General features: G+C 65.3%; 20 protein-coding genes. 2 read left to right on the top strand and 18 right to left on the bottom strand.

Annotated features, from left to right (window positions below; genetic code table 11):
• Window positions 1-8: 8 nt before the first annotated feature.
• The 3 genes from ACERK3_12385 to ACERK3_12375 all read right to left on the bottom strand — a co-directional run bounded on the left by ACERK3_12385 (window position 9) and on the right by ACERK3_12375 (window position 4,044).
• Window positions 9-2,042 (bottom strand): hypothetical protein, encoded by a 2,034-nt coding sequence (locus ACERK3_12385; GenBank protein ID MFA9479081.1) that lies wholly within the window; start codon window positions 2,040-2,042, stop codon window positions 9-11.
• A gap of 104 nt (window positions 2,043-2,146) precedes the next feature.
• On the bottom strand, window positions 2,147-3,589 hold the full coding sequence (gene atpD / locus ACERK3_12380) for a F0F1 ATP synthase subunit beta (protein ID MFA9479080.1): 1,443 nt from the start codon (window positions 3,587-3,589) through the stop codon (window positions 2,147-2,149).
• Window positions 3,590-3,774: 185 nt separating this feature from the next.
• Window positions 3,775-4,044: an acylphosphatase gene (locus ACERK3_12375; protein ID MFA9479079.1), complete on the bottom strand. Its 270-nt coding sequence runs from the start codon at window positions 4,042-4,044 to the stop codon at window positions 3,775-3,777.
• Between the two features lie 100 nt (window positions 4,045-4,144).
• On the opposite strand from ACERK3_12375, the gene ACERK3_12370 reads away from it, so the two are divergent.
• Window positions 4,145-4,900, top strand: a complete 756-nt coding sequence (locus tag ACERK3_12370; GenBank protein MFA9479078.1) for a YebC/PmpR family DNA-binding transcriptional regulator — start codon at window positions 4,145-4,147, stop codon at window positions 4,898-4,900.
• A 66-nt stretch (window positions 4,901-4,966) separates the two neighbouring features.
• On the opposite strand, the gene ACERK3_12365 is transcribed toward ACERK3_12370, so the two are convergent.
• The gene (locus ACERK3_12365) at window positions 4,967-6,628 is read right to left on the bottom strand and encodes a hypothetical protein (GenBank protein MFA9479077.1); all 1,662 of its coding nucleotides are present in this window, start codon (window positions 6,626-6,628) and stop codon (window positions 4,967-4,969) included.
• A 284-nt stretch (window positions 6,629-6,912) separates the two neighbouring features.
• Here ACERK3_12365 and ACERK3_12360 point away from each other — a divergent pair, with 284 nt between their 5' ends.
• Window positions 6,913-7,878, top strand: coding sequence for a YdiY family protein (locus ACERK3_12360; GenBank protein ID MFA9479076.1), 966 nt, complete (start codon window positions 6,913-6,915; stop codon window positions 7,876-7,878).
• A 120-nt stretch (window positions 7,879-7,998) separates the two neighbouring features.
• On the opposite strand, the gene ACERK3_12355 is transcribed toward ACERK3_12360, so the two are convergent.
• From ACERK3_12355 to ACERK3_12290, 14 genes are all read right to left on the bottom strand, one after another.
• Complete coding sequence (locus ACERK3_12355) at window positions 7,999-8,571, bottom strand: acetolactate synthase (protein MFA9479075.1); 573 nt, start codon at window positions 8,569-8,571, stop codon at window positions 7,999-8,001.
• 74 nt (window positions 8,572-8,645) lie between these two features.
• On the bottom strand, window positions 8,646-9,758 hold the full coding sequence (locus ACERK3_12350; GenBank protein MFA9479074.1) for an esterase-like activity of phytase family protein: 1,113 nt from the start codon (window positions 9,756-9,758) through the stop codon (window positions 8,646-8,648).
• A 45-nt stretch (window positions 9,759-9,803) separates the two neighbouring features.
• Complete coding sequence (locus ACERK3_12345) at window positions 9,804-11,759, bottom strand: hypothetical protein (protein ID MFA9479073.1); 1,956 nt, start codon at window positions 11,757-11,759, stop codon at window positions 9,804-9,806.
• Between the two features lie 481 nt (window positions 11,760-12,240).
• The gene (locus ACERK3_12340; protein MFA9479072.1) at window positions 12,241-13,158 is read right to left on the bottom strand and encodes a lysostaphin resistance A-like protein; all 918 of its coding nucleotides are present in this window, start codon (window positions 13,156-13,158) and stop codon (window positions 12,241-12,243) included.
• Between the two features lie 107 nt (window positions 13,159-13,265).
• Complete coding sequence (locus ACERK3_12335) at window positions 13,266-14,435, bottom strand: hypothetical protein (GenBank protein ID MFA9479071.1); 1,170 nt, start codon at window positions 14,433-14,435, stop codon at window positions 13,266-13,268.
• A gap of 159 nt (window positions 14,436-14,594) precedes the next feature.
• Window positions 14,595-16,115, bottom strand: a complete 1,521-nt coding sequence (gene rimO, locus ACERK3_12330) for a 30S ribosomal protein S12 methylthiotransferase RimO (GenBank protein ID MFA9479070.1) — start codon at window positions 16,113-16,115, stop codon at window positions 14,595-14,597.
• Between the two features lie 95 nt (window positions 16,116-16,210).
• Window positions 16,211-17,044 carry a phosphatidylinositol-specific phospholipase C/glycerophosphodiester phosphodiesterase family protein gene (locus ACERK3_12325; protein MFA9479069.1) on the bottom strand — a complete coding sequence of 278 codons (834 nt, stop codon included), beginning with the start codon at window positions 17,042-17,044 and terminating at the stop codon, window positions 16,211-16,213.
• A 2-nt stretch (window positions 17,045-17,046) separates the two neighbouring features.
• Window positions 17,047-18,411 carry a glutamyl-tRNA reductase gene (gene hemA / locus ACERK3_12320; GenBank protein ID MFA9479068.1) on the bottom strand — a complete coding sequence of 455 codons (1,365 nt, stop codon included), beginning with the start codon at window positions 18,409-18,411 and terminating at the stop codon, window positions 17,047-17,049.
• Entirely contained in the window at window positions 18,399-19,448 is a 1,050-nt protein-coding gene (gene ccsA / locus ACERK3_12315) for a cytochrome c biogenesis protein CcsA (protein MFA9479067.1), read from the bottom strand. The genes hemA and ccsA overlap by 13 nt, the downstream gene beginning before the upstream one ends.
• Window positions 19,449-19,565: 117 nt before the next feature.
• Window positions 19,566-20,189, bottom strand: a complete 624-nt coding sequence (locus ACERK3_12310; protein MFA9479066.1) for a bifunctional precorrin-2 dehydrogenase/sirohydrochlorin ferrochelatase — start codon at window positions 20,187-20,189, stop codon at window positions 19,566-19,568.
• Between the two features lie 167 nt (window positions 20,190-20,356).
• A complete protein-coding gene (locus tag ACERK3_12305; GenBank protein ID MFA9479065.1) occupies window positions 20,357-21,637 on the bottom strand; it encodes a L,D-transpeptidase family protein in 1,281 nt (426 codons plus the stop codon).
• Between the two features lie 105 nt (window positions 21,638-21,742).
• Window positions 21,743-23,215, bottom strand: a complete 1,473-nt coding sequence (locus ACERK3_12300; protein ID MFA9479064.1) for a replication-associated recombination protein A — start codon at window positions 23,213-23,215, stop codon at window positions 21,743-21,745.
• A gap of 178 nt (window positions 23,216-23,393) precedes the next feature.
• On the bottom strand, window positions 23,394-24,125 hold the full coding sequence (locus tag ACERK3_12295) for a phosphoadenylyl-sulfate reductase (GenBank protein ID MFA9479063.1): 732 nt from the start codon (window positions 24,123-24,125) through the stop codon (window positions 23,394-23,396).
• 240 nt (window positions 24,126-24,365) lie between these two features.
• Window positions 24,366-25,094, bottom strand: a complete 729-nt coding sequence (locus ACERK3_12290) for a protein kinase (protein MFA9479062.1) — start codon at window positions 25,092-25,094, stop codon at window positions 24,366-24,368.
• Window positions 25,095-25,161: the final 67 nt, after the last annotated feature.

The raw sequence follows: 25,161 nt of genomic DNA, 5'->3' as shown, positions 1-25,161 counted from the left end.
CTTGCAACTCATTCAATCGCGATCGCGATGTGCAGATGCACCGAGGGCACATTGACCGTCAACGTTGATTCGCTCGCGTTCCAATGCGACGCCGCGAGCGTACCTTGCGGTTCGATGCGAACATCGCGCGGCCGACCTTTCAGGTTGATGTGCACCTTCAACGGCCCGGTGGGTCGCACGCGGTCGATGATGTGACCGCCCGGCTGATCGGCGGCTGCGGTGGGCATGTCGGCCACGTTAAGCAGGTGCACCATCGTTCGCCCGGCCTTGCGACGCAGCACGACGTCCACCGTCGCCCGCCCCTGCTCGGGCTCGACGCGGACGATCGGCTTGTACAGCCGACACAGCACATCATCCAGCCAGTCGCGAAGCCAGGGCGTCCCGCTTCGGCGATACGCAAGCCCCACCGACCCCGGCACGACCGCCACTCGGCCCGCCCCCATCTGCCCCATCGCCACAGCAGGCTGAGCATCGAGCCCCTCGACCACGCCGGGCGTGCGATCGCCCGCCACTTCCGCAGACCCGCCCACACGCAGCGAACGCCACCGCCCTGCCACCGGCACGGCCCCCGCTTCGCCGAGCGACGACTGACTTTCGTTTACCTGAAGGTAAGCCAACTCGTCACGAGCTTCGCCGACGAGTTCGATGCCCGCTTTGCTCAGCAGCGGCGCGAAGCGCTCCGCCGCCGCAGCGCCGATCACCAGCAGGCTGCCGCCACGCTCGACGTACGCCGTGAGCTCTTCAACCATCGACACGGGCACGTCAGCCCACTCGGGCACGAGCACAACCTTGTAGCGATCCTGCTGCCAGTTGAACTGATGGTCCGCGAGCACGTCGCAGGCGTGACCCGCGTCGAGCGTGGCGTGCAGCGCGCCCTTAATCGCTTCGTACTGCCCGTTCCATGGCCGAAACACGCTCTCGCTCGCCGCGTAGTAGCTCGTCGTATCGAGCAGCAGCGCGACCTGCCCGATGGTTTCGCTTTGCCAGCACGTCGTCTTGCGCTCATGGCAAAACGCGGCGACGCGCTCCATCAACGCAAGCTGCGCCTCGCTGAACGCGCCATGCCGATCCGGGTGAAAGTAGAACTGAAAGCCGCCGCCGAGCGCGAGCACCTGTGCCGCCTCCTGCTGCAACTGCTCGGCCGACTTGTACGCACGCCCGGTCGCGCCGGGCACGTTCACAAACGCCCACGCCATCAGGTCCCACGGCTTGCCGACGTTAGAAAGATATCGCGCTTCCAGGCGGGCGCTGTTGACCGCGTTGCTTGGGGTGAAGTCGCCGGACACGAAGTCGACCGGCGCCTTGATCGGCTCGGGCGCGTGTGTCGAGTGCAGCCAGTTGCTGCACACCTCGCAGCCCGGGTCTTTCTCATGCACAGCGTGCACGTACTCGGCGAGGTAGGCGGCGAACTGGTCACGGTGAATCGCATGCCAGATCAGCCAGTTCGCCTCGCCGGGGCCGGCGGGCGGCTGACTTTCCCCCGTGGCTTCGCGGAAGCGGCGGATCGCTTCGTCACAATGGTCGATCTCGGTGGCCCAACAGTCGCCGTCGACCCAGAAGCCGTCCACGCGGTAGCGGTCGATCACTTCGAGCATCTGCGGGATCAATCGCTCGCGCACGTAGGGGCCGAACGTCGAGGTAGCCTTGATGCGGCCGGCGGGTGGTGGGGTGACGCCCCACTGCGGGTGTTCTTCGACGGCCTGATTGTCCCACACGCCGGAGAAGTGCACATAGAGGTTGACGCCTAGCTCGGCGGTGACGTTGCGATAGATCGCCAGCGCGTCGGCGGTGAGGCCAGACGGGGAAACGCCCGCCTGCGAGTCGGGGTAGCCGGCGATGCCGGGGTGGCCCTTGCAGTCGTGCTGGATGTAGTCGCAACGGGTCAACTCGATGATACGGCGGACCTGCTGTTCGCTGACGCGTTCGTTGAGGATCGTGTCGTCACGTTTCGCGTGATGATCGAAATGCAGGCCGAAAAAACAGTCGGCTCGGCGCTTACCGCTGCGGGCGGTCGTGCGGACGATTGCGGGCGTGGTGGTCATAACAAACCCCTACGTGTTGAAGTCCCACGCACCCCATTGTACGACCGAAGCCCACGACGTCACGTCGTGGGCTTCGGAGGTAATTCAAGTTTGTCGTGGTCGGCTTACGACTCGGCAGCCATTTTCTCAGCCTTCTTGCGGGCGTCGTCGAGGTTGCCGACGTACATGAAAGCACTTTCGGGAAGCTCGTCCGCTTCGCCGGCACAGAGGCGCTTGAAGCTGTCGATCGTTTCGCTCAGCGGGGTGTAGATGCCGGGGAAGCCGGTGAACACCTCGGCGACGAAGAACGGCTGCGACAGGAAGCGCTCGATCTTACGAGCACGGTTCACCACGAGCTTGTCTTCCTCGCTCAGCTCGTCAACACCGAGGATGGCGATGATGTCCTGCAAGCTGCGGTAGCGCTGGAGGATCTGCTGCACCTCGCGGGCGACCGCGTAGTGCTCTTCGCCGACGATGTTCGGATCGAGCACACGGCTGGTCGAGCCCAGCGGGTCGACGGCCGGGAAGATGCCCTTCTCGGAAATACTTCGCTCGAGCACGACGAACGCGTCGAGGTGAGCAAACGTCGTCGCCGGCGCGGGGTCGGTCAAGTCGTCGGCCGGCACGTAGACGGCCTGGATGGAGGTGATCGCACCCTTGTCCGTCGAGCTGATCCGCTCCTGAAGCTCACCCATCTCCGTCGACAGCGTCGGCTGGTAGCCGGCGGCCGAGGGCATACGGCCGAGCAGGGCCGACACTTCCATACCCGCCTGCGTGAAGCGGAAGATGTTGTCGACGAACAGCAGCGTTTCCTTACCCGACGTATCGCGGAACTGCTCACACATCGTCAGGCCGGACAGCGCCACACGGAGGCGGGCGCCCGGGGGCTCGTTCATCTGGCCGAACACCATCGCGACGCGGTCGAGGACGTGGCCCTTGTTGCCTTGGGCGTCGGTGAACTCGGCCTCACCCATTTCGCGCCAGAGGTCGTTACCTTCGCGGGTACGCTCACCCACGCCGGCGAAGACGGAGTAGCCGCCGTGCTCGCGGGCGATACGGGCGATCATTTCCTGGATGACGACGGTCTTGCCGACGCCGGCACCGCCGAACAGGCCGATCTTGCCGCCGCGGACGAACGGGCACATCAGGTCGACGACCTTAATGCCGGTTTCGAGCACTTCGGTTTTGGGGTTGAGGTCGGTGAACTCAGGCGGCTCGCGGTGAATGGGAAGACGGGTCTTCGCATTGACCGGGCCGGCCTTGTCGATGGGCTCGCCGAGGAGGTTGAACACCCGGCCGAGCACTTCTTCGCCCACCGGCACGGTGACGGACTCACCGGTGTCGGTGACATCCATGCCGCGGGTCATGCCGTCGGTCGAGCCGAGCGCGACGGCTCGGACCTGGCCGCCGCCGAGGTGCTGCTGCACTTCACCGACGAGGCGGAAGTCGAGATCGCCCTTTTTCACGTCGATGTGAAGGGCGTTGTAAATAGCGGGCAGGTCGGCCTCGGGAAACTGGGCGTCGAAAGTCGAGCCGATCACCTGCGTAACAGTGCCTTTGCTGGCCATGATCACGTCCTCTTGTTCGGATGCAATAGCGGGCGCGCCCGCCGGTTGGGGCAATGCCGCTGATGAGCCCCAAAGGTTAGCGGGCCTACCTCCGTTTGCCAAGTCGAGGGGGGTAAATGGGGCTTGAGGGGTGAGGCGTGGGGGTGGGGCTTAAGGGCATGGGGGGCGGGGGTTTCCTTCCGGCTTTAATGCCGGATGGTGAAATCGTCGAATTCGCCGGTCGCGTCGGACTTTTCGAGTCGGTGTTCGCGGATGTATCGGCCCAAGGCCTGGTCGACCGCGGCGAGGAGGCCATCGAGCGCTTTAGGCTCGCCCTCGGCGACGAGTTTGACCCGGCCGTCGGCGAGGTTCTGCACGTAGCCCGCGACGGCGAAGGGCTCAGCGACGTTGACCGTGGTGTAGCGGAAGCCCACGCCCTGAACGCGGCCGGTGTAGTGGACGGTGTAGCGTTGCATGGGCAACAGGATACCGCCTGTTCGCCGGGGCGGGCGACGCCCCTGACTCAGGCTCGGCCACCGGCTACAATGCGCGTCTACCCCCCTACGGAGACGACGCATGGCTGGCCACAGCAAGTGGGCGAACATCAAGCATAAGAAGGCCCGGCAGGACGCGAAGAAGGGCAAGATGTGGAGCAAGTGCTCCCGCGCCATCATCGTGGCTGCAAAAGCCGGCGGCCCCGACCCCGCTGCCAACCTCACCCTTCGCTACGCCATCGACGAGGCGAAGGCGGCCAACATGCCCAAAGATACGATCGAAAATGCGATCAAAAAGGGCAGCGGCGCCGCCGGCGGTGCCGACTACGAACGCGTCGTCTACGAAGGCTATGGCCCCGGCGGCGTCGCCGTCATGCTCGACATCCTCACGGACAACCGCAATCGCACGGCCCCGGAAGTCCGCAAGCTCTTCGAAAAATGTGGCGGCAACCTCGGCGCGTCCGGCTGCGTCAGCTACCTCTTCCAACCCAAGGGTGAAGTCTTCGTCACCAAGACCGGGCCCGGCACGGAAGAGGAAGCCGTCATGGAAGCCGCGCTCGAGGCCGGCGCGGAAGACGTCGCCGACGCGGGCGAGTCGTGGCAGGTGCTCAGCGAGCCGAACGACTGCCTCGCCGTCCGCGAAGCGCTCGAAGCAGCGGGCATGACCGTCGAGTCGGCGCATGTGACCATGGTGCCGGACAACACCATCAACGTCACCGGCCGGGACGCGGAAAAGCTGCTGACGCTCATCGACGGGCTGGAAGATCACGACGACGTGCAGAAGGTCTACGCCAACTTCGAAATCCCCGACGACCAGATGGCGGCGCTGGAGGGGTGAGCGCGGTTGTGTTCAGGGGCACGAAGCCCACACCGTCACGGTGTGGGCTTCCAACGTGAGACGAAATCAGGTTGTGGTTGATTCGCTCAGCGCCGCCAGCGCATCCTGCGTCACTTCCCAGAAATGTTCTTCGCGGAACGCGGTCGCGACGCCGGGCATCGAGCCGTGGCGTTGCGTGTGGTGGTTCCAATGCGACTGCGCTGCGAGCAGCTTCTGCCGAGCGATGGTTGCCGCGGCGGGTGAGTGATTCTTCTGATAGCGGCGATACGCCACGAGGCCGGCAAGCAGATCGCGCAAGGTTTCGCAGAACGACTCGGCATACGTCAGCGTGTTCACCAACGGCTCGAGCGTCGCGTGATTGCGGTCGCTGACCAGGCGTTGCAGCGCGGCGCGGTCGTCGCCGAGTTGTTCGACGACGCGCGACTTTTCGCTGACGAGTTCATCGAGCTGCGCATCGCTGAGGCGTTGGACGATTCGCCAGGCGGCCTGCGCGTCGAGCACGTCGTCCTGAATCCAGTCGGCACTGGGATGCCACGCGTCGGTCTTCGTGCGGGCGAACGGGCCGATGTAAAACGCCTGGCGGACGATCTCCGGCGAGTGTTCGAGAATGTCGACCAGGCTTTGCGTGATGGCGGCGTCGGTGATGCCCAGCCGTTGCTCGACCCAGGCTCTGGCAAGGTCGGCGGCATCCAGGCTCGGGTCGTCCGCGAGTCGCGGGGCTGCGAAGACGTTGGCGTCGATCCATGTTTCGTTCTTGACGAACGGCCCGCCCCAGCCGCCGCCGCGCACCCACGCCCACACGCCGGCGAGGTTGACCTTGTCGCCCACGTTTTTAAGGCCGGCGGGCTCGTCGTCTTCGCGCGTTTCGGGATAGCCGTCACGCCAGAGCGAGGCCTGGAAGTTGGGGATACCGCCCTTGCCTTCAAACTCGCGCTGGCATTGCAACTCGTAGATGATCGGGCGGTCGCCGCAGGCGAGGCTGGCGGGGTTCCATTTCTGGTATCGCCAGAAGTCGGTCTGCGTGAACTTGAACGAGAGCAGGAAGCGGTCGCCGTCGGGCTCGGGCAGGCGGTCGATCACTCGGCGGGCAAGCTCGACGGAGTCATGCAGCCCGTTGGGGCGGACGTTCCACGCGCGAGCGATCAGCTGTTTACCCATCTGCTTGACGACGAGGTCGTGGAAGCGGTTGACGATATTGACCACGCGGTCGGCCCGGCCGAGCTGGGAGCAGCGCGGGCAATGCGGGCTGTAGATTTCGTTGCCGACGAGGTGCGGCAGTCGGCGGGCGTCGGTGTCGCCGAAGCGGAGCACAACGCCTTCGACGCGTGGCCAGCGGGCGAGCGTGCTCTGCAACGCGGCGGTGGACAACTCGATCGCCTGCTCGCTGGCGGGGCAGAGCGTGGTCGGGCGGTTTTTGCAGGTCAGGGCGATGAGGTTGCGGTTGACCACGTCGGCAGGCAGCACGAGCACATCGTAGAAGAGGTAGACCTTCAGGCCGGCGGCGTGGGCGTCGTCGATGGCGCGGGCGATGTGATCCATCTGGTTGATGGTCCATCGGCGCATTTCGCCGGAGGTGACGACCTCGGCCGACTCGACGCCGGAGAGCGCGGTGGATTCGTAGATGACCACGCCGGTGTAGCCGAGGCTTTTCAACTCGCGCGGATCGCGGTAGCGGGTGTGGACGGGCGGTTCACCGGGATTGTCGAGGATGGTGGCGAGCTTGAGCATGGTGGGTCGTCAAGGTGACTGTTGGCCGCAGGCCGCGGCACGTCGGCATGTCAGGGAGAAGGTACCGCAGTACGGGGGCGGGGTAAAACGGGGGGCGATGGGTGGGTGGAGTGGGCGTGGGGCTTGGGGCTTGGGGGCGTGGGGTGTGGGGTGTGGGGTGTGGGGGAGGCTGAGCGACTTAAGTCGCTCAGGCTTGGACGCCGCACCGCGGGTTTTCATTTAGATATAGTGGGATTGCCGATAACCCTGTCGGGTTTTTGATTATTTTGCTGAGGAATGACACGATGCGAAGGTTTGCGAAGGTCTGCTGTCTGTTCGTGGCTGTTGCGCTCGGAAGCGACGCGGTGGTGGCAGATGAGTTGGAGCTGACATCAGGCGAAGTGCTCAAGGGTCGGCTGATCGACATCACGTCGAACCATGTGATTTTCGAACATGAGGTGCTTGGGCAGTTTGTCGTGCCCACCGGCCGAGTGCGCAAGCTGACGACGGACGAGGACGGCGTGCTGCCTCTGGTTCGACTGGGCGGGGACGACCCCGACGCGGCCGCGGCCGATGGCGAGCCGGTCGAAATCGACCTCGATGGCGAAGGCTTTTTCGCCAACTGGGAAGGCTCGATCTCGCTGGGCTTTTCCGGCACGGACGGCGACACGCGAACCAACAGCGTCAACAGCCAGTTTCGCGCCCGCAGGGAGACCGACGAGCACCGCTGGCTGATCAACGCCGGCTATTTCTACGGCCGAGACGGCAGCGCGAGCACGCAGAACGAGTTCCGCAGCGAGCTGACCAAAGACTGGCTGCTGCCGGAGTCGCCGATGTTCCTGTTTGCCCAGGGCAACTACGATTTCGACCACTTCCGCGGTTGGCGGCACCGCTTCGGCGCGTACGCTGGTCTGGGTTATGAAGTGATCAAGGAAGACGACCTTGAACTGGTCGCCCGCATCGGTGCCGGTTCGACGTACGAAGTGCGCGGCGGACGCAAGTTCACGCCCGAGGCGCTGCTGGGCGCGTCGCTGCTGCGGTGGAACATCACCGAAAACCAGCGGCTCACCGGCTCGCTGACGATCTTCCCCAACCTCGAAGACCTGGGCGAATATCGCATCACCTCCGGACTGGAGTGGCAGGTTCTGGTCAGCGAAGTCGACGGCCTGAGCGTGAAGCTCGGCATAGAAAACCAGTACGAATCCGACCCGCTGCCAGGCTCGCGGCATAACAATTTGAAGTATTACGGAGCCGTGGTGTTCGAGTTTTGATCGCGGGCGGATGCGGTTGAGGCGGATGTGAGATCGACGGTTGAGATTAACGGTTAAAGCCCAGGCATGGCCATGCCTGGGCTTTATTCTTTGGATAGCGGAGCTTGATTTGTATCACTATCACTGAAACGAGTGGCGGTCGCTGGGGGGGTGGGGGTTGTTGGGGGGATTGCCGGGATTTCCGGAAGGACCGGGGTTTCCAGACGGGCCGTGGGAGCGGTTGTCACCCAGGTCATTCTCGGCCAGCAGGGTGAAGAGCTTACGGCGGAGCAGTTGGGCGGACAGCAGCAGGTCGTCGGTATAGACCGCGATCACCGGATAGCCGCGCGGCTGAACGATCAGCGGGTAGGCGTAGTAGATGTTCACCTCGGCAGCGAGCAGGCTCTGACACAGATGAGCGAGCGACTTGTCGTGATCCAACTCGACGGCGAGCACCTCGGCCTCGCTGAACGCCATGCCGCGCCGCAGCAGCAGTCGGCGGGCCAGTTCCGCGCGGGAAGTCAGGATTCGCACCACGGCATGGTCGGCCGAGTCAACGACACTCAAGCCGGCAAGCGTGGCGGCCTGGCCGTCGAAAATGCGGACAAGATCAAGCAACTGCCCCACACGATTGTTGAGGAAGACGCTGAACTGCGTGTTTCGCGGCGGCTCGAAGCCGCGGGTGGTTTCCTGACTGACCGGCGCCTGGGACATAACGACATCCTACGTTGGGAACGCGTGAAAAGTAAGGACTTTACAGGAATTCCGCCAGCTTGCCGTACCGTCTGTCACGGTCGGAGCAGCCGCAGGGCGTAGAGGGCGTGGGTGTGGCCGCCGTTGTTGTCGCCGATGAGCAGCACCGCGCGGTCGCCGGTGTCCAGCTCGGGGCCGAGCGTCATGCCTTCGAGGTTGTCGATCGGGGCGTAGGAGATGGTTTCCCAGACGAGGCGTTTGGCGACGGTGTTGATTTCGTCGTCCGCGAGGTCGAAGAAGCGATCGATGTCGGTGGTGTCGGTCGCGTCGGTGAAGTCGATTTCGTAGATGCGGATGCGGAAGTGGGCCAGCCCCGCGTCCGTACCGCCGAAGTGTCGCTCGAGCGCGAGCAGTCGGCCGTCGTCGAGGGCGAGCAGCTCCGACACGCCGGCGGCCTCGCGGCGGGCGAAACGTGGCGGGAAGGTGATGCGGCCGGGCAGCGGGTCGGTGCGGTAGGCCCACTGGCCGACGGGTTCGAGGTCGCGGGTGAGGCGTTGAAGGCGGACGAGCGTGCCAGCGTCGGGCGTGGAGCGCGGGCCGTCGTTGCGCAGCGACTCTTCGTTGGCGGTCCAGACGTGTCGGCCGTCGGGCGTGAGCGTCAACGATTCCCACGCGAGGTTGGTCCGGATGCGAGCGAACACGCGCAGGTCGGGATGACTGCTCGGCGTAAGCTCGCGAAGCAGCGTGCCCGTGTCCGGCTGATGCTCGCGAAGGGTCGGGCCCAGCTCGTCGGCGGTGAGCACGGTGTTCGTACGACGGTCATAGGCGACGCCTTCGAGGTCGGTTCGGCCGAGCGGTCGGCCGTCGTCGCGAAGCAGCGTGACACTCGGGCCAACCTCGATGTCCTCGATCGCGCCGCTGGCCATGTCGAGCGTGATGCGCAGCGGGTAGATGCGATCATGCTTGTCCGACACAGCCAAATAGCGGTCGCCTTCGACCCAGGTGATGCCGCTCAGCTCGGTGGCGCTGGAGGCTTCATCGGTGAACTGAAAACGGTGCACCGTCTCCAACTGCACCGCCTCGCCCGCGCCGGCGTCTGAATTTGCGTCTGCGTCTGCATCGGCGCTAGCGTCTGCCCGCACATCCGCCGAGGCGATCGTCAACGCGAGCAGGCACAACAGCATCAACCATGATCGCGTCAAACGCATGGGCATGATTCCATCGCTTTCGTTTTGTGATTCGATCGGCAACCGTCACATCCCCCGCTCTGCAAGGTGTTCGAGCGAGGCTTGCAGTTCGAGGATCGCCAGCAGCGTCATCGCCTGCGCGGAGACGGTCAGGTGATTGTTCCACGGCGCGAGGCGAACGCCGCCCAGCGCGTCGGCCGGGCTTCTCAGGCTGTACGCCGCGGGCTCGTCGATCACAAGCTGCGCGAGGAAGCGAGCCGACAACCCCGCACTCAACAGCCAGTCGATGAGCTGCTGGTCATCGAGCATCTCAGGCGTGCGCAGCGCGACCGCCTGGTACGCGAGCACATGACCTGTGCGCCAGTCAGGGTTCGGCGGGCCGTCGCTGGTGATGCGACTCAACTCGATTCCCCCCACCACATCCGCCGGGCCGAGGTCCGGCGCACGCGTGACCTGCCGACGCAAAAACGTTCGGCCGAGCTGCCCCAACGACCGCCACGCCTGCGACTGCTCATCCGACAACAACCGCCCCCCACGCTCGTACGCCAGCGCCCGCCACCACAACGACGCCACGTTCGGCGATGCCTGCGACTGCTCATCAAGCAACCGCGACACCACCTCGCCCAGCGCCGCGTCGCGCTGCTGCTCCCACAACCCCGCCAGCGCCGCCGTGGTCAGCGCCAGCGCCGCGCCGTCCGGCTTCGCCTGCTCCGCCTGATCGTCAGCCGCATCATCCGCCACTGCCAGATCATCACGCTGGCCATCGTCAGCCACACGCTCGACAAGCCATCGGCCGAGCGCATCGCGCATCTCGCGCTGCGCGCCCGTTCGGCCGGGCGTGTCGACCAGGCTCAGCAGCGTCAGCGACGCCGCCGCCATCGCTTCGCCAGGCTCGGCCTCGTCCGCCCCACCGAGCAACCACTCGCCCAGCCGGTTGATCGCCAGGTCGGCGCGGGCCTGTTGCGCCGCAGCGCGGTCTTCGTCGCCGAGGTCGTGCAGATAGCCGGCGTACCGGGTCAGTGCATAAGCAGCCAGCGCCGCCTCGGCCGGGTCGGCGACAACCGGGTCGTAGCGGTTGCTCGTCGGCAGATATCGCCCGCGGACCAGCCCCTCGCTGGTGAATCGGCGGGCCAGGTGCTTGCTCAGTCGATCGATGATGTCATCCAGCGTCGCTTCGTCGACCTGCTGCTCGGGCAGCAGCACCGCGCCGCGGACCATGTCTTCAACGCCCCAGCCCGGCTTCGGCCGAACGACGTGCAACGTTTCGAAGCGCGCCAGCCGCGGGCCGCCCGGCCGAGCGAGTCGGCTGATGGCGGTCGGGTCATGCCCGGTGGCCGAGAGCAGGTGCGTCAACTGGCCGCGCGGCGACATGTTGCGCTCGATGACCGTGGCGGGCCAGATCACGGCAGCACGTCGGCCGTCGCTGCCGGCAGTGACACGCAGGCCGTGGGCGCCCGGTGCGAAGTTGGCGTACAACTCGTTGATCGCCGCTTCGTCGTGCAGGCGGATGCGATCCAACTGCCCGCCAAGCTGCACGCTCACCAGCAGGTCGCCCGCGAGGTCGACCAGGCCGGCCGGGGCTTGCGTCTCCGCGAGGTCCAGGCCGTCCATCTGGGCTCGCAACTGCGCCTCGGTCAGTGTGTCCTGCACGCCGGCGAGCGCCTGCCGGGCCGCCTCGGCGACAATGGGCACGAGGTCGATCGCCGGGCCGGTGTCGTCCGTCACCGCCGCCAGATCGTCCACATACGCCTCACCCGCCCCGTACGACATGCCATCCCGCCACAGCGTCACCCGCACGCCGGACAGCCCCGTCACCGCCACCGTCGCGTCGATTGTGTCGGGCACCTCGCCCTGCTCGACCCACTGCTCGACGATCCGGTGAGCCTGCCGAGCATGAGCCCGGTCGAGCCGCGGCGCAGCCGACGAATCGTTATCGGACGCGTGCAGCAGGCCGGCACTCGGTCCCGCCATGATGCCCAGCAGCAACACCGCGGCGACCATCATGTTGCACGCAGGCGACATCCGGCATCTTGAGTCAAACCGCCTGTTTTTCAACAAAAAAAGCAAGTCATTTTCCAGCATGGTCTTAGAGGCTCATCACAAAGAGTTTGTCGACCGGCACGGAGGTTGTGGTACGCTTATCGGTACGAGAGACGCAGTACGAGACGCAAATACCAGGAGGGTACGAGTCGTGTCGAATTTTTTCGGACTTCAGCGTGAGCAGTTCAGTCGTCGTCGGAAGATCCTCGTTTTGACGTTGCTGACCTTCGCCGCGCTTTGCTGAGTCGCCGCCCGGAGGGGCCGTTTACTTTACGCCTTACGTTCAGGGGGAGTTCCGGGGGATATACCGGGGGGATGCTCCGGCAAGTGTCTGCGGGGGTGTTCCGGAGGTGTCCCCGGGGCTTGGCGTTATTGCCCGTACGAACCCATCAGCATAACACAGCCCACCCGACCGCCGCACGCGACCCGGCTCGCCTGAGGGGGGCGGCGGTCGTTTTTGCATTCACAACCATTCCCACCGCTGCATCGCCAGCACCATCGCCACGTTGAACGCATTGAACCCGCCGTGCACCACAACCGCCGGCCACAGGCTGCCCGTCTTTTCATACAGCCACCCCAGCACCACGCCCAACACCGCCAGGCCCGGCAGGGCATGCCACGGCACGCCGCCGACGCCTTCGGGGTCGAACGTGCCCGCGCCGACGTGAATCAGCGCAAACACCACCGCCGCGATCACCACCACCAGCCACCGCCGTGCCGCACCCAACACGCTCATCAGCGACGTCTGCACCACGCCGCGAAAGATCAGTTCCTCGAAGAACGGCCCCACCACGACCACCGCCACGATCATCATCGCCAGTCCCACCGCGTCGTCCGACCGTAGCAGCTCGTCCAGCAGTTCATGCCCCACCGCCGGGGCCGGCATGCCCACCCATTCGCCGATCATCGACATCAGGCTCAACGTGCCCACGACCAACGGCAGCGCCGCCGCCAGCCCGAGCAGGCTCATCCACGCGTCGCGCGTCGGCCGCGTCGGCACGAGCCCGAACCGCCGCCAGCCGTGTACCGCCGCCGCCGTCCGCCACATGACATAGGCAAGCACCACGCCCTGCCCGATGAGTTGGCTCAGCAGCACCCACGCCGCCTGCGCGCGGATGCCGCCCGCGGGCCTTGTCGTGCCCGGCTCAAGCTCGAACACCTGCGCCCCCACCCCGCCGAACGCCAGCATCCCCAGCACCATCACCAGCAGCGCCGTCGGCAGGTCCCACCACTGCAACCCCACATCCCGCCTCGGCCCGTCGGCCATCGCGTTCGCCCGTAGACACCCCCGCCACACCAGCACCGCCAGCGTCGCCGCCGCCACGACCACCATCGCGATCGAAAGCCCCCACATCTGATCCACTTCCGTCGTGCCGTTCATCAATACCCTTACGTACCTGTTACATCATCACACCAACGAAAAACATGAGCCCACTAAGCCCACGAAAGCCCACGCCGTCACGGCGTGGGCTCCCCCCCCCACAAACGTCACCACCGCCACCACACCGGCTCGCCCACCAACTCGTCCGTGCTGCGCAGCGCGAAACCCGCCCCATCCGCATCGCGCTCGTACACGATCGGCCGATCGACGCCCGGCTCAACGCTCGGCACCGCCACACCCTCCAACGTCTTCGGCAGCGCCCCCCCGTCCGCCGCCTGCTCGCGCAGCTCGATCGCGGTCAGCGCCATCGCTAACCGCATCTGCACCGCCAGCCGAGCGCCCAGCGATGCGTGCACGCCCGGCAGCACCACCCGGCTCGTCCGCGCCCAGAACGGATGCTGCACATCATCCTCCCCCACCGGCAACGCCCGCATCGGCAGCGCTTCATCTTCGAGCATCGCCATACATTCGCGGTATTGCTCCAACAGGTAGGCCGTATCGTGATACCACCACCCGCGCGTCGACCAGTTGACCGCTGTGGTCTGCGGGTCCGTATCACTGACCAGGCGCAGCGTGTGCACGCCTTCCGCGCGGAACGTCTCGGCCAGCTCTTGTCGAAGGTCGATCGCCAGCAGCCGATCGCGCAGCCCATCGCCTGGCAGCCCCCCCTCGGCGTACACCGTTTCAAGTGTGATCAACATACGTTCGAGCAGCGACAGTCGCGCGATCTGCGCCAGCCACACGCCATGGGCGCCCATGCGGTTGGCGATCGTCACCCCCGCCTCGATCGCCCGCGACGCGGCCGCGTGATCGCCGCGAATCGCGTGCAGCTTCGCCTCGGCTTCGAGCAACATGACCAGGTCGCGCGACTCGTGCAGCCGATCGCGCAGTTGCTCGCCCCACCGATGCGGCTGATCCGGCCCGGCCTGCGTCACCGGCCCTTCTGCAAACGCCGCCCCGTGCACCGCCGTCAGCAGCGGTGCGAGCGTCGTCAACCGTTCGCCCGCCTGATCGGCCGTGGGCTCGTCCGCTTCGAGCAACTGCCGAACAATGACGCGCTGGTTCGTCAGCGCCCCCACCGCGCGTTGCCAGCGCTCGTACGCTTCGCCAACCTCGTGCGGCGCATCATGATCGTCGATCAGACCTGCCGCCCGCCACTGGCGCACTTCCTGCCGCAGCGACTGGTTGCCCGTCGCAGCGAGCACGGTGAACAACACCACAAAGCCGGCAAACACCAGCCCGAGGCGGATCGCGATGCGCATCATCCATTTGGACATAACGTGATTAAACCGTTCGCAAGTTCAGCCGCAAAACGCTCGCGTTCCCTTCCTACTCCTGCTCCTAATCCAGGTTCCTACTTCAAATCCCCGAACCGGGATTAGGTATGAGGATTAGGTTTAAGAAGGGAAGTAGGAGCGCCTTCCGACTGAGCAGCGCTACCCCACCACCGGCAAGCCAACCTTGCGCTCCAGGTCCGACACCGGCCGCGCGATCAAATCGTAATCTTCATGATCCACAATCCGACATCGCACCAGCTCGCCAGGCGTCAGCCCCTCGCGACTGAGCACATACGTCACGCCATCGATCTGCGGCGCCTGCGTATAGCTTCGGCCAGCATGCAACGTGCCCGCTTCCACGCTTTCGGCCTCGTCTTCCATCTCCGCCTCGCCCTCGATCAACACGTCGAGCTCCGTCTGCCCCTCCGCCAGCTTTGCGTGGCGAGCGAACACGACTTCCTGCTGCGCGAGCATCAACTCTTCCTGCCGACGCGCGATCGTCTCGTCGTCAATCGCCTCGCCGTCGTGATAAAAACGCGCCGCCGGCGTGCCCGGCTCAGGCGAGAACGGGAACACGCCCATGTTCTCAAAGCCGAACGTCCGCACAAACTCGACCAGCTCTTGATGTTCCGCTTCCGTCTCGCCGGGGAAGCCGGTGATAAACGTCGTGCGGATGGCGATGCCCGGCACGCGATCGCGCAATTTCGTCAACAGCGTTTCGATCAGCCCTCGGCTGGTCTTCCGCCGCATCCGGTCGAGCACGCGGTCGTTGATATGTTGCAACGGCATGTCGATGTACTTGAGGATGTTCGGCAGCTTCGCGATCGCGTCGATCATCTCGTCAGTGAAACACGACGGGTACGCATACATCAGCCGCATCCACGCGCCGCCATGCTCGCGAGCGACCGCGTCGAGCGATTCGAGCAGGCCGACAAGACCGGCCCCGTAACCGATGTCATTGCCATAGCTGGTCGTGTCCTGGCCGATGAGGTTGATCTCAAACGCGCCATCGCCCAGCAGTTCGCGGGCTTCGCCGACAATGCGATCCACCGGCTTGCTTCGCATCTTGCCACGGATCGACGGAATCGTGCAGAACGCGCAGTTCTGGTTGCACCCTTCGCTCATGCGCAGGTAAGCGTAATGGCGCGGCGTGAGCCGAAGCCGAGCCGAGTCGTCTTCGAAGTAGCCGGCCGCTTCGACCTGGCGGGCCTGCTTCGCGATCGTCGCGTTCGCGGCGATGCTGGAGTAGACCGGCAGGTCGACGCCCACATCCTTGCCCGCCTGTCGCACACCGCGCACCGCTTCGACAATGCGGTCGCGGTCGAACACGCCGATCAGCGCGTCGATGTCCGGGCACCATTCGAGCATCTTCGCGCGATGTCGCTGCACGAGACACCCGGCGACGATGAGTCGCTTCAACTTGCCTTCACGCTTAAGCTCGGCAGCGCGGGCGATCTCCTCCATCGACTCGTCTTTGGACGCTTCGAGGAACCCGCAGGTGTTGATCACGATCGCATCCGCCTCTTCGTCCGGCGGCACGGGCAGCAAGCCATCCTCCGCCAGCAGGCCGAGCATCTTCTCGCTGTCGACAAGGTTCTTCGGACAGCCGAGGCTGACGAACGAAACCGTCTGCACATCGGGCACGGCCGGCGAATCGGGTTGTTGAGGCGTGACAGTCACATGTATGTCCAGGTGGGAGGCAACAAAAGGCGAATCGGTGATTATACCAGACCCACGGGCCAAAGCATCACCCGCCGATTGCCGTGAGCCTCAGATCAAGGTTCGCGGCTCAGCAGGAACCGTCGCAGCCGACCCAGTTCGTCTGTGTTGATTAGGTCGACATCCGCCTCAAGCAGTTGCTCCCACACGGCTTCGCTCTCGGGCGTCGCCCAGAATCGCACCCGCCGACCGGCTGCATGGGCCTGGCGAACGACCTCGTGCAGTCGAGCGCGGTCCTCGGCTGGCATCTCGCCTTCGCCCTGCCACGACGAGATCTGCCGCCAATGGTCGCTGATCAACGGCATGAACGCCGCCGGCAAGTCACTGTCCAGATCATCCAGTCGACCATCCAGCCGACCGAGCAGACGCCGCTCACGCAGCATCGACGCCACCGGCCGATTGCCTGACAGCACCGCCAGCACCGGCGCCGTTTCGCCCGAATGATCCCCCTCCGGCTCCCACGCCGCAATGATGTCGCTGTACGCCGCCAGCACCGCGTTCAGCGGCTCGAACATCTCTTCCCCATCCGACTTGATGTCAATCAACAGGATCACCTGCGAGCCGTCCGGGTAAATCCGCCCGTCATACGCCTGCGCCCGCTCGCGCAAGGGATCGAGGTACAGCGACTGAAGCGTGCGCTCCGGCGTGAGTTCGTGTGGATCGTGCCCGACCAGCAGTTCGCCGTCGACCAGAAAAATGTCTGCTTCGATGCTGATGAAACCATGGTCCAGCGCATCGTTCAGCGGCCGGGGGTGGTAGTAGTCGTTGTGCGCGTGGCCGGGGATCACCAACGTGTCGGCCACCTGATCGGTCGGCTGATTGAGGCTGCAACCGAAGGTAAACGCCAACATCACGACCAGCAGCAGTCCAATCGTCAAGCGGTTTCGCATGCTCAAGCTTTCGTGTTGATCGTTGAGCCGTCAGGCGTCTTGGCATCCTGCGCCGGCGGGGCAGCCTCCTCGTCCAGGTCGAACAGCCGTTGCAGCGCCGCGGCGTAAAAGCCCATCGCCACCTCGCGCTCGGGGTCGTGCAACTGGCTCAAGGGCATGTGCAGAATCTTGTTGATCAGTCGGCGAGTGTGCTCGTCGAGCAACGCTTCGAGCGCTTCGCTCTGGGCCGGGCCGACGATCGCAGCGAACTTGCGACGGGTCCGCTCCTGCTCGCCCTCGCCGACCTCGTGCAGGCGATGACGCAGCTGGCGAATGAGTCGGCCGACGTCGCGATGCTCAAGCTGCTCCATGCAGGTCGACACCGCGTCGACAAGCTGGGCCTCGCACGCGTCGATCTGCTCGCGCCGCTGCTCGACGTTCTCCGCCACCACCGCGGTGAGGTCGTCGATGTTGTATAGGTAAACGTCATCCAGCTCGCCGATGGCCGAGTCGATGTCGCGCGGCACAGCGATGTCGATGATGAACAACGGCCGATGCCGCCGCCGCTTCAGCACGGGGCGAAATCGATCCATCGTCAGCACCGGATCGCGCGAGCCGGTCGAGGCGATGATCACGTCGGCCTCGGTGAGCATCATGTCCAGGTCTTCCCACGGCCGAGCCCCGCCACGATCAGCAGTCAGGTGCAGCGACGCGGCGAGCGTCTGCGCACTGGCAAGCGTTCGGCTGGTCAGCCAGAGCTTGCCCGGCGACTGGTTGAGCAGATGGCGAAGCGTGGCTTTGGCCATCTCACCCGCGCCCAGCCCCACCACCGTCTTGTCGGTGAAGTCTTCAAACACCTGGCGGGCGAAGTCGACCGCGACCGAGCCGACGCTGACCCGGCCTTCGCCGATGCCGCTGGCGGTGCGGACGCGTTTCGCGGTCGCGATCGCGTGCTGGAACAGCTTATGCAGCACGGGGCCGACCGCCTGCGACGCCACAGCCGCCTCATACGCCCGCTTGATCTGCCCGAGCACTTGCGGTTCGCCGAGCACGAGCGAGTCGAGCCCGCAGCCGACGCGGAACAAGTGCTTCGCCGCCTGTTCCTGTTCCATCCGCATCACGGTCTGCTCGCCGAGCTGCTCGATCGCCACGCCGCAATGCTCCGCCAACAGGCGTCGCAGGTCGTCGGCGCGCGGGTGTTCATGCGTCGGCCGAGCGACGTACAGTTCGACCCGGTTGCAGGTGCAAAGCACGACGGCCTCGGCCTGCGGGTATTGCTGGCGCAGGTCGGTCAGCAGCGTGGCCTGCTCCGCAGGCGTGAGCGCCAGCGCTTCGCGCAACGCCACCGGGGCCGTGCGATGATTGATGCCAAGCATCAGGAGACGCATGTTGAAACCTCCGGTTTCAACGGTTTCGAGTTTCGAGTTTCGAGTTTCGAGTTGATGCCTGGCCCGCCCACATCCCGGAGGGGAGCGGACGGACCGGCCCGGCCGATCATGCCATTACTCGCCTGGCAAGCCGATGGCTCGCAACTCGGAACTCGAAACTCGAAACTCGAAACTCTGGCCGACTCGCCTTCCCCCCGTGGCAGCGCGTTGACCACGCCATACACCGCCAGCAACAGCACCAGCCCGCCGATCGCGAGCCAGGCCGCCCGCCGACCACGGAAGCTTGCAGCGAAGCGAACATTCATCACCACGGCGTAACTCAGCCACGCCAGCGTCGCCAGCACGAGCTTGGGCAGGTATCGCGTGATGCTGCCCAGCGCTTCGGGCTCATCGACAAGGATCACCACACCCGCGACGAGGCCCAGCGTCAGCAGCGCGAAGCCGAGCGTGGCGGTGCGGATGATGAGGCTTTCCAACGCTTCGAGGCTGGCAAGTCGGCCGAACTGCGCGGGCGTCTGCTTGCGCTTGAGTCGACTTTGCACGTAGAGGTACATCGCCCCGGCGATGGCGGCGATCGCTGAGCCCAGCGTGCCCAGATACACGCCGGTCAGGTGCACCGCCCGCCAGACGGGGTGCAGCGTGTCAATGTTGAACGGGCGATACGTCCACGTCGCGGCGCACACCGCCCAGGCGAGGATGACCGCCAGCACCGGCAGGCCGAACGCCGAGAGGCCGAACAGCCTCGGCCGAGTCTGGAGGAAGGCAATCACCCCCGCGAACAGCGCCGCGATCAGCATCAGGCCGTCCACATGAGCCGTCAACGGCTGCCACGCCCCATGCACCACCAGCCAGCGATAGGCGAACAGCCCGGCCGTGACGCCGCCAACACCCGCGACAATCACCTGCTGCGCCCGCCCAGCCACAACATGTCGGCCGGGCTCATCCGCGCCCCACAACCGACGCAACGACAGCCCCCACGCTGCAAGAGTCAGCAGCGTCAGCACCGCGAGCACGATACTGGTAACGGTGTCGGTCATAGCAAGCCCGAGGCAATTGAGTCATTTAGCCGCGTCAGTCAGTTCGCCGCGAAGCGCAGCGGAGCGCGGTTCGTAACCCGTGGTTCCACACAGAGCGCGCTCCGCTGCGCTTCACGGCTAATTTTGGACAATCGCCCGGCAGCGGGCGTGCAGGGCGTCCACACCCTGAGCCTTAAGGATAGCCATGGCATCGGCATCCGTCAGGCGACGCAGCCGGGCATGTCTCTCCGCAGGGTCGGCGACCCGGGCCTGGATCTGCTCACGATACAGCCCGACCGCCTCCAACAGTCGCGGCCAGTCGGGGTCGAGCTGGTCCGAAAGCGATCGGCGGATCGTCGCCGCGGCGCTGGCGCTGCGGCCGGCGGTGTAGACCGCCAGCGTGATCGGGCCGTGATGGGCATGAGCGGGGATGGCCACGTCGCCCGCAGCGGGGTCGTCGGCCCGGTTGACGAGCACGCCCCGCTCGTCGGCGTCACGCGCGACACGATCGTTCACCGCCGGGTCGTCCGTCGCCACCACCACCAGCACCGCATCGGCCAGGTCGCCCGGCTCGTAGGGACGCTGATGCACGATCAAGTCGGGCAATGCAGCGAGGGCGTCATCAATCTGCGGGGCAATGACGGTGACGTCGGCATCACAATCGAGCATGGCCTGAGCCCGCCGAAGCGCGACCGGCCCGCCGCCGACGATCACACAGCGTCGGCCGCTCAACTTGAGCATGATGGGCAGGTGGGAAGGCATGGGGGCTCGGGTTAATACGAATTAGATATGAAACTTGTGTCTCGAAATAGCCCCCCGCGGAAGCGGGGGGTTTGCTCCGTACGGCGGCAACCCTCCGCTTCCGCGGAGGGCTATTGCCCATAACGCCCGAAATTCATGTCCAAATCCGTATGAGCTGCAGGGCCGCGCTAGCGGACCACTTCCACCGTGCTTTCGCCTTCGACGAGCATGTGGAAGATCTGTTCGATGTCGCCGTCGCGGAGGCGGATGCAGCCCATGGAGGCCTGCTGGCCGATGGAGTCAGGCTCGATCGTGCCGTGGATGCCGTAGCCGCGGCGGTCGGCAGTGTTGCCGTCGATGCCGTCGAGGGCGAGCCAGAAGTCGCCGATGGGGTTTTTCGGGTCGTCCGCGCGGAAGTATTCGCCCGTCCGCGGGTTACGCCAGTCGGGGTTGACGACCTTACGGCCGGGCTCGATGACCCACATGCCCTCGGGCGTCGAGTCATCTTCGCCGAGGCCAACGTCAAAGCTGCGGATGTAGATCGGCGAGCCGTCGCTCTGCTGGACGTACACGTCCATGCGAAACTCGCTCTTGGAGACGCGGGCGTGGAACGGGCCACGGATGAGCTTGATCGACTGGCCAACCTGGAGTCGGCGGGCGTCGATGCGGTTGATCTGTTCGAGGAAGGGGTAGGTGAGCTTGTACCGCCGGGCGATGCGGGCAAGCAGGTCGCCGGACTGGACGTTGTACTGCTCGGCGATCGGGTCGCCGGACGCGACCTCGGGCGAGAAGACGAGGCGGTCGTTGACGCTGGCGAGCGTTTCGCGGATGGCGCGGGCATCGCTGCGGCTAAGCCGACGGCGGTCGTCGAAGAGGATGGCGCTGAGAACGCGTCGGCCCTCGATGTAATCGCCATCCGCGATCATGTCCATGCCCCGGCGGATCTCGGACGACTCGATGGTGGGGGTGCCGGTGTTGGTCGCGGTGGCCCGCTCACGCGTAGCCGTGTTGCTGCTGGTATTCGGCTCGGTTCGTCGCTCGGCCTGCCGTGGCTGCTCGTTGGCGCTGCGCGGGGTCTCCGGCTCGCGGCTGGCTTCAGTGGTCCGCTCGCGGGTGGCGGTGGTGGGCACCTCGGCGACGGGGTTCATGTCGGCGATGCGCGGCGTTCGGCCGGCGGTGGCGAGGCTGGGCGCGGGCGCATTGCGGGTCGGCTGCTCGTTGACAGCGGCGGGCTCGCGGTCGGCGTTGCCGTCGGCGTCGCGGCTGGCGTCGGCGTCGGCGATGGGCTGGCTGGCGGTTTCGCCGAGGTCGGCATCGTCACCGCCGCCGCGGAACAGCCAGAAGCTGCCGCCGACCAGCAGGACGACCGCGAACACAACCAGCCAGCGGCGCGAGCTTCGCCGTCGGCCGCCGCCGCTGCTGTAGTGGCGACGCATACCCGAGCGTGATGATTGTGAACTCAGCGCCATCTTGCACTTCTCCCGCTGGTGGTTCGTACTTGCGTAAGCCGCTTCCGGCGTTCGCCTGAGACTGCCCCGCCGATGCACGGTATTCGTCGGCGGTCCTGATAAGGACTATTCGTCTATCTTCGGCATGCTCGGTCCGGAAACATCACTTTCCGGCGGCTCCGAGCGTTTTCCGAGGGTCGGGGGACTTCCGGAGGCCGGGGGTGGGCGCGGGGTTTCCCGTTGCTGGTTGATCCAGCGGAGGTACTCGCCGATGCGTTGCTCCCAGCCGCGGTCGGTCGGCCGGTAGTAGGTTTTGTCGACGCCGAGGTAGTCCTGGTCGACGAAGCCGGTGTCGGTGTCGTGTGCAGAGGCGTAGCCTTCGCCGTGGCCGAGGCGTTTGGCGCCTTTGTAATGTCCGTCGCGCAGATGCCTGGGCACGGGGACGGTCCGCCCGTTCTTTACGTCGCTCATGGCGGACCAGATCGCCAAAGCGGAAGCATTACTTTTCGGCGCGGTGGCCATGTAGATCGCGGCCTGGCCGAGCGTGAGCTGGCATTCGGGCATGCCGATGCGCTCGGTGATCTGGTAGGCGGCGGCGGCGATCTGGATGGCTCGCGGGTCGGCGTTGCCGACGTCCTCGCTGGCGAGGATGGCGATACGGCGGGCGATGAACCGCGGGTCTTCCCCCGCCTCGAGCATCCGTGCAAGCCAGTATACCGCAGCGTCCGGATCACTGCCGCGCATCGACTTGATAAACGCGGAAATCGCGTCGTAATGCTCATCCCCCGTCGCGTCGTAGACGATCGCCTTCTGCTGGATGGACTGCTCGGCCGCTTCGAGGTCGATGCGGAGTTTCGAGTTCCGCGTTTCGAGTTTCGAGTTGGGATCAGCCGCCGTCGGCTTGCCAGCCGCGCCGTCGCTTCCGCCGGACAGCACCGCGATCTCCAGCGCCGCCAGCGCCCGGCGGGCGTCGCCATCCGAGATGGTCGCCCAATGCCCCAACGCCTCGTCCGTCACCTCGATGTCCAGCTTGCCGAAGCCGCGATCTTCGTCGGCGATCGCCCGCCGAAGCAGCGAGATGATCTGCTCCTCGGTCAACGGCTGAAACTGGAATATCTGCGACCGACTCACCAACGGCGAATTGATCGCGAAAAACGGGTTCTCCGTCGTCGCCCCGATCAGCGTAATCACCCCCCGCTCCACGTCCGGCAGCAGCACATCCTGCTGGGCACGGTTGAAGCGGTGAATCTCATCGAGAAACAGAATCGTCCGCACCCCGTCCGCTTCAAGCTGCCGCAGGGCCGTGTCAAGAATGAACCGCACATCCTTGACCCCCACCGCCGCCGCGTTCGCCCGCTCGAAGCGCCGCTGGGTGTAGTTGGCGATCAGCTCCGCGAGCGTGGTTTTCCCCGTGCCCGGCGGACCGTAGAAGATCACGCTCGTCAGCCGGTCGGCTTCAAGCATCCGCCGCAGCATCTTGCCCGGCCCGAGAAAGTGCGCCTGCCCAGCGAACTCTTCCAGCGATCGCGGGCGCATCCGCACCGCCAACGGCTCCGCCGCCGCCCGATTGCGTTCACGCTCCTGACTCCAGAGGTCCATGATCAGTCATCTTAGCAGCCGGGAGAGGGAATAACGCCAAGACGCCAAGACGCCAAGACGCCAAGAAAAAAGGCAAAAAAGAATTCGCAACCAGGGATGCCCACGGATCTGACAAGGAAAACTGTTTTTTCTTCCTTGGCGTCTTGGTGTCTTGGCGACTTGGCGTAATACGAATTGCTCAAAGCCCCGACGAGTCACGGCTCTGGCTTTCTTCAGCCGAGCCGGGCAGGTGCAGGCCGCACTCTTGCCGCAGGCCGCTGAATCGGCCGGCACGTTCGTGCTGGTCGGCGGTGATGGGGGCGGACGAGTGCACGTCGCCGATGGAGGCGTAGCCCTTCTCGTACAGCGGGTGATACGGCAGATCGTGCTTTTTCAGATAGTCGTGCACGTCCTTGGTCGACCACGTCAGAATCGGGTGCACCTTGTGTCGGCCGTCCTGCTGCTCAACATGGCGGAGCGAGGCGCGGTGGGCGGTCTGGCCGCGTCGCAGCCCGGCGACCCAGGCGGTGACGTTCAGGTCCTTCAGCGCCCGCTGCATGGGCTCGATCTTGGCGATCTGGAGGTATTTGCTCATGCCCTCGTCGCCTTGCTCCCAGAGCTTGCCGTGGATGGCTTCGAGGTGGGCAGCGGTGAGGCGGGGCTGGTAGACGCGGAGGTTGAGGTTCAGACGCTCCGTCAGCTGCTGGGCGAACTGGTAGGTCTCGGGGAACAGGTAGCCGGTGTCGATGAAGATCACCGGAATGTCGGGCAGCACGCGCGTGGCGAGGTGGAGCATGACGGCGGACTGGGCGCCGAAGCTGGAGGTCATGACCAGCCCCTGGCCGAAGGTCTGGCCGGCCCACTCGATGACGCGCTCGGGCGCGGCGTCGGCGAGGTCGGCGTTGACGGCGTCGAGGTCGATATCAGCCATGATGGGGGCACTGCTGGCGGGCACGGTATCACGCTCCTTTGGCGGATGAATCGGTCATTTTAGCCGAAAACCGGCGGGGGCGTAAGGCTCAATCGGTTTTGCCACGAAGACACGAAGGCACGAAGAAACCACGAAGGAAATCGGGAAGGGAATGAATATATTCCCTTTTCCCCTGCCTTCCTTCGCGTTTTCCTTCATCCCCTTCGTGTCTTCGTGGCAAAATCGAAGAACGTAAACTTTCTACAGCCGGGTCCACTCGAAGGTTTCCAGGTGTCGGCGAAGGGCGGTGATCGTGGGGAAGCGTTGGAGCACGCGCTTGCGTTGCAGGCCGACGCAGATGTGGCGGATCTCGGCGGGCTGTTTGGCGTAATACCGCTGTCCGCCGAGGCAGTCATAGAAAACGCGAACCGCGTCGACGAGGTCCTGCTGCTGCTTGTAGCGGGCGGGCTTGCCCCAGTCGTAGAAGTCGATGAGCTTGAGCTCGAAGCGGACGCCGCGCGGCCGAATGAGGATGTTCTCGGTGTGTACGTCGGCGTGATATTCGCCAAGGGCGTGCACCGCCTCCAGACCGCGGAGAAGGTTGTAGAACACATGCAACGCGAGGTAAGGCGCGAGTCGGCCGCGATGCTTGCCGTCGATCCAGTCCTGAAGGCGTTGGCCCTCGCAGAGTTCGGAGATCATGGCGACAACTTCGTCGCCGCGCACGCGGACGACCTCGCTGTGGTGGTATTGCAGGACAACGGGGCAGGCACGGAGCGTATTAAGCTTCTGGGCGTGGCGGATGGCCTGCTTGCGCTTGGGGTCGCTATGGGGGAAGTAGATCTTCGCGGCCCGGCGGATGCCGGTGTCCAGCTCGCGGATCTGGTAGACCTCACCTTCGCTGCCCCGGCCGAGCAGCGACTCGATGACATACCGTCGGCCGACCTTTCGACCGGGGTGAAACCGGAAACTTCGCAGCGGTGGGGCCATGGCAGGGATTGTAGCGTTGGCGTCTGCGCTTGGGGCGGACGACCATCAACGCGAACCTCGCCCCACA

The sequence above is a fragment of the Phycisphaerales bacterium AB-hyl4 genome (assembly GCA_041821185.1).
GTDB lineage: Bacteria > Planctomycetota > Phycisphaerae > Phycisphaerales > Phycisphaeraceae > Natronomicrosphaera > Natronomicrosphaera hydrolytica.
Note: the sequence above shows the minus strand (reverse complement) of the source record. Positions and strands in the feature narration are given on the sequence as shown.